At 63.4% G+C, this 8,345-nt stretch carries 5 protein-coding genes and 1 pseudogene; 2 read left to right on the forward strand and 4 right to left on the reverse strand.

Features of this window, described 5'->3' with window-relative positions:
* Nucleotides 1-555, reverse strand: a pseudogene (locus VR74_RS06565) (hypothetical protein); the annotation flags it as partial.
* 66 nt (nucleotides 556-621) lie between these two features.
* Nucleotides 622-2,619, reverse strand: a complete 1,998-nt coding sequence (gene cobT / locus VR74_RS06570; RefSeq protein WP_045695343.1) for a cobaltochelatase subunit CobT — start codon at nucleotides 2,617-2,619, stop codon at nucleotides 622-624.
* 189 nt (nucleotides 2,620-2,808) lie between these two features.
* Here cobT and VR74_RS06575 point away from each other — a divergent pair, with 189 nt between their 5' ends.
* Nucleotides 2,809-4,881, forward strand: coding sequence for a TonB-dependent siderophore receptor (locus tag VR74_RS06575; protein ID WP_045695344.1), 2,073 nt, complete (start codon nucleotides 2,809-2,811; stop codon nucleotides 4,879-4,881).
* Between the two features lie 71 nt (nucleotides 4,882-4,952).
* On the opposite strand, the gene cobS is transcribed toward VR74_RS06575, so the two are convergent.
* Nucleotides 4,953-5,936 (reverse strand): cobaltochelatase subunit CobS, encoded by a 984-nt coding sequence (gene cobS, locus VR74_RS06580; RefSeq protein WP_299949766.1) that lies wholly within the window; start codon nucleotides 5,934-5,936, stop codon nucleotides 4,953-4,955.
* A 155-nt stretch (nucleotides 5,937-6,091) separates the two neighbouring features.
* On the opposite strand from cobS, the gene VR74_RS06585 reads away from it, so the two are divergent.
* Nucleotides 6,092-6,727, forward strand: coding sequence for a glutathione S-transferase (locus VR74_RS06585; protein WP_045695346.1), 636 nt, complete (start codon nucleotides 6,092-6,094; stop codon nucleotides 6,725-6,727).
* On the opposite strand, the gene VR74_RS06590 is transcribed toward VR74_RS06585, so the two are convergent.
* The coding region (locus tag VR74_RS06590) for an amidohydrolase (protein WP_045695349.1) at nucleotides 6,724-8,345 on the reverse strand (1,622 nt) is incomplete at its 5' end. The two genes, VR74_RS06585 and VR74_RS06590, sit on opposite strands and share 4 nt — an antisense overlap.

An 8,345-nucleotide genomic window follows, 5' to 3' on the forward strand; every position in this document is an offset into this window, starting at 1 on the left:
CTCGCGGGCGCGCTCCACGCTGCCGGCAAGCGTGGCATCGACCGGCAGGCCGGTCATCTCTGCGACGCGGGCGGTGTCGAGGCCATTCTCCGTGGCATAAGCAAGCAGTGGCGCAAGGCGCGGATGGTCCGAACCGAGATGGATGCGCGCGAGGCGGGCCGCCGCGCCGATCTCTTCTGTGGCGCGCGCCGTGTCACCGGCATCGAGCGCGATTTCGGCCATGCGGGCGCGCAGGTCTATCTGGTAGGCGAAATTGGGCGGCGTCTCGGCACTCGCAGCGGTCAGCACACGGTGATAGGCCGACAGGGCCGCCTCTGTCTGGCCCGCATCGGCCAGGATGTCTGCCAGATCGGTGCGCAGGTCTCCCTTCACCCCGGGATCTGCCAGCAAGGCGCGGGCGAGGGCCACTTCCTGTTCCACATTGCCTTCGGCCTGGGCGTCTCCCAACAGGACAAGGCGGTCCGGTTCCGGCTTTGAGGCGCAGGCCGCCAGCAGGACGAACAGGCCCGCGATGACAGGCCTGTATACGGGCATTCGCTTGAAAAGATGTGGCATCGTCCTGTCCCCTTGCTGCGCCATCAAACCCTAGCATGACGGCAGAAATATGGGACAGGAAATTGCCTAGGTTTTCGGACCCTTGACGGCCTGAAGCGTGGTCTTCTTCACGTCCCGGCCCAGCCCGACAGACTTGCGCCCGCCATAGCTGGGCGCACCACTGGCTGCGCCGGAAACCGCGCCGCGCACCGTGCGGTCGGTCAGGGGCGGAATGGACATGGCCTGCGGGACCGGGGCGTTCTCGTCGAACAGGCCGGCGAGCTGTTCGGTCATTGCGCCGCCGAGCTGTTCGGCATCCACGATGGTGACAGCGCGTTTGTAATAGCGCGTCACGTCATGTCCGATGCCGATGGCGATCAGCTCGATCGGGCTGCGCGTCTCGATTTCCTCGATCACCTGGCGCAGGTGGCGTTCCAGGTAATTGCCGATGTTCACGTTGAGCGTGGAATCATCGACCGGCGCGCCGTCCGAGATAACCATCAGGATCTTGCGCTGCTCGGGCCGGGCCAGCAGGCGGTCATGCGCCCAGAGCAGGGCCTCGCCGTCGATATTCTCCTTCAGCAGCCCTTCGCGCATCATCAGGCCAAGGTTCTTGCGCGCCCGGCGCCACGGCGCGTCAGCCTGCTTGTAGATAATGTGGCGAATGTCATTGAGGCGGCCCGGGCCGTTCGGCTTGCCGGCACGCACCCAGTCTTCACGCGCCATGCCGCCCTTCCAGGCCTTGGTCGTGAAGCCGAGGATTTCGGTTTTCACGCCGCAGCGTTCCAGCGTGCGGGCGAGAATATCCGCGCACAGCGCCGCAACCATGATCGGACGCCCGCGCATGGAGCCGGAATTGTCGAGCAGAAGGGTGACGACCGTGTCGCGGAAATTGCTGTCATCTTCCTGCTTGAAGCTGAGCGGGGCTGTGGGGTCCGTGATGACGCGGGTGAGGCGGGCCGTATCGAGCACGCCTTCTTCGAGATCAAAGCTCCAGGACCGGTTCTGCTGTGCCATGAGACGGCGCTGCAGCTTGTTGGCGAGCTTGGAAACGGCGCCCTGAAGGCCCTGAAGCTGGTGGTCGAGATAGGCGCGCAGGCGGGTCAGTTCTTCCGGGTCGCAAAGGTCAGGGGCCTGGGCAACCTCATCATGCGCGCGAGTAAAGATATTATAGTTGAAGCGGTCGCGCTCGTCGCCGTCCCGGAAATTCGGACGCAGCGGCTTGGAGCCGTCATCATTGTCGTCGGCATCGTCATCCGCCTCCATGTCAGCATCCTGGTCGATGCTGACATTGGTTTCCTCGCCTTCGATCTCTTCGCTGTCGCCCGCCTCCATTTCCTCTGACGACGCGCCCATCGGCTCTTCCGACTGCTGGTCCTGCTCGCCCTGCTGGGACTGTTCGTCGTCTTCGGTTTCCTGTTCCTGCTGGTCCTCTTCGGACTGGGTGTCGTCGCCTGACTCATTGCCCGCCGTGAGATCGCGGATCATCTCGCGAATGGTCCTGGCAAAGCCGGGCTGGTCGTGTAGCTGGGAGATGAGCTTGTCGAGCGCGCCGCCCGTATCGGCTTCGACACGCTCGCGCCAGATATCGGCGACGCGCCGGGCCGCTTCGGGCAATGGACGGCCGGTGAGTTTTTCGCGGAGCAGGAATTCCAGCGCCGGTGCCAGCACGGCCTCCGGTTCTTCCGCGCCCATGGCAAATTCACCCGATAAGGTGCGCAATTCCAGAACGGCATCAAGGTTGATCGCCGTCCCGCGCATGGCATTGGCGCCGAGACTTTCGATACGGGCATGCTCAGCAGCATCGTACACGCGGCGCGGCAGATCGCCCTGCGGCCGGTGCCTGAGGTGAGCGGCCTCGTCATGGTGGGCCCGGCGCAGGGCAATGGCATCCGCCTCGCCGCGGATACGCGCGGCAACGGCGGCCGGCAGGTCAATCGGGGGCGGGCGCAGCACGATCCGCTCGCCGTCGGCGCCGACATCATTGCCGAACCCGACCTCAACGTCGCGATCGGCGCTCATCGCCTTGGTCGTGGCGGCGAGCGCTTGCTTGAAGAGTTCCTGGGGCGAGATGTCCTTGGCCATGGTCCTTACCTAATCCGCAGAAGGCCACTTGCGAAGCCATTCCGTCGCGATGGCTGGAAAAACATGACACTGCGCCGCAGCAATATAGCCACAGCCGACCGTTTTGGACATCCTTCACATGAGAATGACTTGCACAAGCAAGTGACATCGTCTAGGCGACTGCGAAGCATTCTCAAGTAAGGACTCCCCATGTCATCCCGTCTACTTCTGCTGAGTTCGGCCATCGGTCTCGTCATCGCAGCGCCGTCCGCTGCCGACAACGTCGCGCGTCAGGACACCGTCTATGTCTACGGGACGTCAGGCGCATATGCCGAGAATGACAGCCGCTCGTCGACCAAGACGGACACGCTGCTGGTGGATATTCCCCAATCCATTACCGTCATCACGCGCGACCTGATCGACGACCAGGGCATGGCGAGCATGGGCGACCTGGTACGCTACATTCCGGGCGTCACGATGGGACAGGGCGAAGGCCACCGCGATGCGCCAACTTTCCGTGGCAATGCGACGACGGCGAACTTCTTCGTCGATGGCGTGCGCGACGACCTGCAATACCTGCGCGACCTGTACACTGTGGAGCGAGTTGATGTTCTCAAAGGCCCGTCCGCGCTGGCCTTCGGCCGGGGCGCTGGCGGAGGAACGATCAATCGCGTCACCAAGCAGGCGGACGGAGAGCATGTGCGCGATGTGACCCTCAGCGCCGGCAGCTTCGACCATGCGCGCGGCGCCCTCGACCTCGGCGACAGCGTGTCGGACACGATGGGCCTGCGCCTGAACGCGATGTACGAGAATTCAGGCAGCTATCGTGATGGCGTCAGCCTCGAGCGGTTTGGCGTTGCGCCCAGCGCGAAATTCGAACTCGCGCCCCGGACAAAACTGTCGCTTTCTGCCGAGCACTTCGAAGACGAACGCACCGTTGACCGGGGCGTGCCGTCCGCTGGCGGCAAACCGTTCAGCGGCTCTGAAAAAGCCTTCTTCGGCAATCCGGACGTCAATGACAGCGACATAGACGTGAACACGCTGACAGCCGTCATCGACCATGCCTTCTCCGACACGCTGGAGCTGCGCTCGTCCCTTTCCTATGGCGACTATGACAAGTTCTACCAGAACACCTATGCCGCGACGCCAGTCAGCGCAGCGGGAATGGTCGAGATCGCCGCCTACAATTCCGGCACCAGGCGGGAGAACATCTTCAGCCAGACAGACCTGGTGTGGAAAACATCGACCGGCGGCATGGCCCACACGATTTTGTCGGGCATCGAGTTCGGCCAGCAGGTGACGGACAATACACGCCATTCAGGCAGCTTCCCGGAAGCCGGCGGCGCGGCACGGCTGGTCACCAGCGTGGCCGATCGCGGGCAGGCCTCGGCGCCTGTCTTCACGGACCTTGCCCGGGACAACACGAACGACCTGTCCCTCTTTGCCATCTACCTGCAGGATCAGGTCGAGCTGAGCGACCGGCTTCAGGTGATCGCCAGCGTCCGGTATGACCAGTTCGATCTCGATTACACAGACCGGCTCGGCGCCGATTTTTCGCGGAAGGATGATTTCGTGTCACCACGCCTGGGCGCTGTCTATTCGGCGACCGGGGCCGTGACACTCTATGCCGGATGGAGCCAGTCCTACCTGCCACAATCGGGCGACCAGTTCGCATCCCTGAGCGCCTCGACCGCTGCGCTGGAGCCGGAATCGTTCGAGAATTTCGAAATCGGCGCGAAATACCAGCCAGTGCCCGAACTGCTGCTGACAGCCGCGCTCTATCGCCTCGACCGCGACAATACACGTGCTCCCGGCGCCGTGGCCGGCACGACCGTCCTGACGGGTTCGCAGCGCTCGGAAGGGTTGGAGATTTCGCTGCTGGGCGAAATACGTGACGGCTGGGATGTTGCTGCGGCCTATGCCCTTCAGTCTGCCGAGATCACGCAGACGACCAGCAGCGCGCCGGAGGGCCGCAAGGTGCCGCTGGTGCCCGAACAGAGCCTGTCGGTCTGGAACAAGTTCAGGGTCACATCCCGCTTTGGCGCCGGTGTGGGCGTGATCTGGCAGGATGCGCAATATGCCTCGATCACCAATGCGGTAACGCTGCCATCATTCACGCGCATCGACACGGCGCTCTACTATGACCTGACCGACACGCTGAGCCTGCAGTTCAATGTCGAGAACCTGCTGGGCGAGACCTACTGGACCAATGCGCACAACGACAACAATATCACGCCGGGCGCTCCAACCCTGGCAAAAGTGACGCTGAACGCGCGTTTCTAGGCCGCGGCCGAATTGAAAAGGGGCGCCTGAAAGGTTTCAGGCGCCCCATTTGCCGGTTCCATATCTTGCTTTTAGGCGACCTTCACCATGAGGGCGCTCTCGGGCAGTTCCTCGGCAAAGCAGCGCTGGTACATTTCAGCCACCAGAGGCCGCTCAAGCTCGTCGCACTTGTTGAGGAAGGTCATGCGGAACGCATGGCCAAGATTCTGGAAGATTGCGTAGTTTTCGGCCCATGTGATCACGGTGCGCGGGCTCATAACGGTCGAGAGGTCGCCGGCCATGAACGCGTTGCGGGTCAGGTCCGCGAGCGTCACCATCTTGGACAGCGTGTCGTCATCGACGCCCGTGGCCTTGGTCTTGACGATCTCGACTTCGGCGTCGTGTTCCAGGTAATTCAGCGTGGTCACGATGCTCCAGCGGTCCATCTGGCCCTGGTTGAGCTGCTGCGTGCCGTGATAGAGGCCCGTCGTGTCGCCGAGGCCGACCGTGTTCGTTGTGGCGAACAGGCGGAAATAGGGGTTCGGCGAGATGACCCGGTTCTGGTCGAGCAGGGTCAGCTTGCCGCTGGCCTCCAGCACGCGCTGGATGACGAACATCACGTCCGGCCGGCCGGCATCATATTCATCGAAGCAGATCGCGACGGGGCGCTGAAGGGCCCAGGGCAGGATGCCTTCGCGGAATTCGGTGATCTGCTTGCCGTCCTTCAGGACAATCGCATCCTTGCCGACCATGTCGATCCGGCTGACATGGCTGTCGAGATTGACCCGGATCATCGGCCAGTTGAGGCGCGCGGCGATCTGCTCGATATGCGTCGACTTGCCTGTGCCATGATAGCCCTGGACCATGACACGGCGATTGTGCTCGAAACCGGCCAGGACGGCCATCGTCGTCTGCGGGTCGAACCGGTAGGACGGATCGAGTTCCGGCACGTATTCCGTGCGGGTCTTGAAGCCATGGACCGTCATGGTCGTGTCGAGTCCGAAGACCTTCTTCACATTGATCTTTTCGGTCGGCTTCATGCCTTCAAGGGCATCGGTATCGCTCATTACGGTCATGGAGTTATGTCTCGTCGGGGAGGATTTATCATTTCAGAATAGGTTCTAGCACGCGAAGCGCCAGCGCCTAGTGCGACGTAGGGGAAAACGCACCGGGCGCCTGAAGGCCTTGCCCGGCGCTTGACCGGAGCAGCATGCCGTCTTTAGCTCGCATAATGGCAGATTTTGTTCTCTATGGCACGCCGGGATGGGGATCTGCGCTGGTTGAGGCGCAGCTGGAATTCTATGGCCTCCCCTACCGGTTCGAGACGGTGGGCAACCTTTTCACGGATGCGGCCGCGCGGGAAAAACTGCTGGCCGTAAACCCGCTGGCACAAGTGCCGACGCTGGTGCTGCCGGACGGCCAGGTAATGACCGAAAGCGCAGCGATCACACTCTGGCTGGCCGGGCATACGGGTCGCGACGACCTTGTGCCGACAACCGGCGCGCCTGAACAGGCGGCATTCCTTCGCTGGCTGGTCTATCTCGTGACCAATATCTATCCGACCTTCACCTATGCCGACGACCCGGCGCGTTTTGTCAGCGCCGTATCCGTGCAGGCACCCTTCAAGGCGGCGATAAAGGCCTATCGCGAGCGCCTCTGGTCAATCGTGGAGGGCGCAGCGGGCGCGCCCTGGTTCCTCGGCGAGCGTCTTTCGGCGCTCGACCTCTACGTCTGCGTCATGCATCACTGGTCGCCGCGCGGGGAATGGTTTGCGGCCCATGCGCCGAAGCTGAACGCGATTGCCACGCAGGCGAAGGCGCTGGAGCCCCTGCGGGGTGTCTGGTCGCGGAACTTCCCGGAAGCCTAGTCGCCTGCGCGCCAGACAATGTCGCCGCCGACAATGGTCATCAAGGGCTTCGCGACCAGGATTTCGGCTTCAGGCACTGTCATCAGGTCGCGGTCGAAGACGCTGAAGTCGGCGAGCTTTCCGGGCTCGATCGTGCCGAGATCATCTTCCTTAAAGCTGGCAAAGGCAGGTGCCGAGGTGAACAGTGTGAGTGCCTGCTCGCGGCTGAGCGCCTGTTCGGGATGCCAGCCCTCGCCGGATTCTCCCTTCAGGCTCTTGCGGGCAATCGCAGCGTAGAACTCGATCTGCGGCGAGCCGACTTCTACCGGCGCGTCGGATCCGCCTGCGATGACTGTTCCATTATCCAGCAAAGTCTTCCAGGCATAGGCACCGGCGAGGCGGTCCATGCCGAGACGGGCGGGCGCAAAGAAGAGATCCCCGATGGCGTGCGATGGCTGCATGGAGGCGATCAGGCCGGCATTGGCGGCGCGCATCAGGTCTTCAGTCGCGAAAACCTGCGCGTGTTCGATGCGCCAGCGATGGGCGGCATCATAGCCGCCTGCCTCGACAGCCTCCAGGATTCGGCGATTGGCGAGGTCTCCGATGGCATGGATGGCAAGCTGAACGCCCGCCGCGTCTGCGCGCGCCATGATGGCGGTGAGATCATCCGGTTCCATGAGGGCGAGGCCCGACGTGTCCGGGCGGTCGCTATAGGGCGCAATCAGGAGCGCGCCCCGGCTGCCGAGGGCGCCGTCCATGTAGATTTTCACGGCGCGGTTGGTGATCGTGTCCGTTTCCATCTGGCGGCCAGCGGCAATGTCAAAGCCTTCCGCGTCCAGTGCATTGTAGAGCCGGATCGGCAGGCGGCCCTGTCCGTCGAGTTCTGCCATGAGCGGAACCTCCTCAGGCGCCACGCTCATATTGTGGCCCCCCGTCCAGCCGCGCGCAGCATAGACTTTCGCCCCGGTCTCAAGCGCGGTCTTCAGCCCCTCCGCGTCAGGTCTGGAAACAAGGGAGGCGACAAGGGCCATAGCATTGTCGATGAGCAGGCCGTTTGGCGTGCCGTCCGCATTGCGCTCGATCCGCCCGCCCTCCGGATCCGCCGTGCCCATGGTGATTCCGGCAGCGGCGAGAGTTGCGGAATTGACCACCATGGCATGGCCGTCAGACCGCACGAGGATGATCTTGTGATCGGCGCCGAGGGCGTCGAGATCGGCCGCGTTCGGCATGCGTCCTTCCGGCCAGCCGGTCTCGATCCAGCCGCGCCCGAACACGACAGACCCGGGCGCCTTGCCACCAATCTCCGCTTCGAGCCGTGTGACGAGTTCGGCGATGGAGGCTGTGCCTTCAAGGTTGAGCGTCAGTTCGCGCTCGCCGACGCCCCGAAGATGGACATGGGCATCGGTGAACCCGGGAAACATGACTGCGCCTTCAAGGTCAATCAGGTTGACTTCATCCTGACTCCAGTCGGACGAACCGGGCGGGACGGTCGTCAGGATCCGGCCGTCGGCGCCGTAAACTACGGCCTCGACCGTCGGCTGGTCCGGATTGCCGGTATAGATCGTGCCGCCTGTTATGACCGTGACCGGCGCGGCTGGCGCGGCATCCGGCACGGGGGCGGCCGGGGCGCTGCACGCGG

This window comes from Hyphomonas sp. BRH_c22, from assembly GCF_000961795.1.
Taxonomy (GTDB): domain Bacteria; phylum Pseudomonadota; class Alphaproteobacteria; order Caulobacterales; family Hyphomonadaceae; genus Hyphomonas.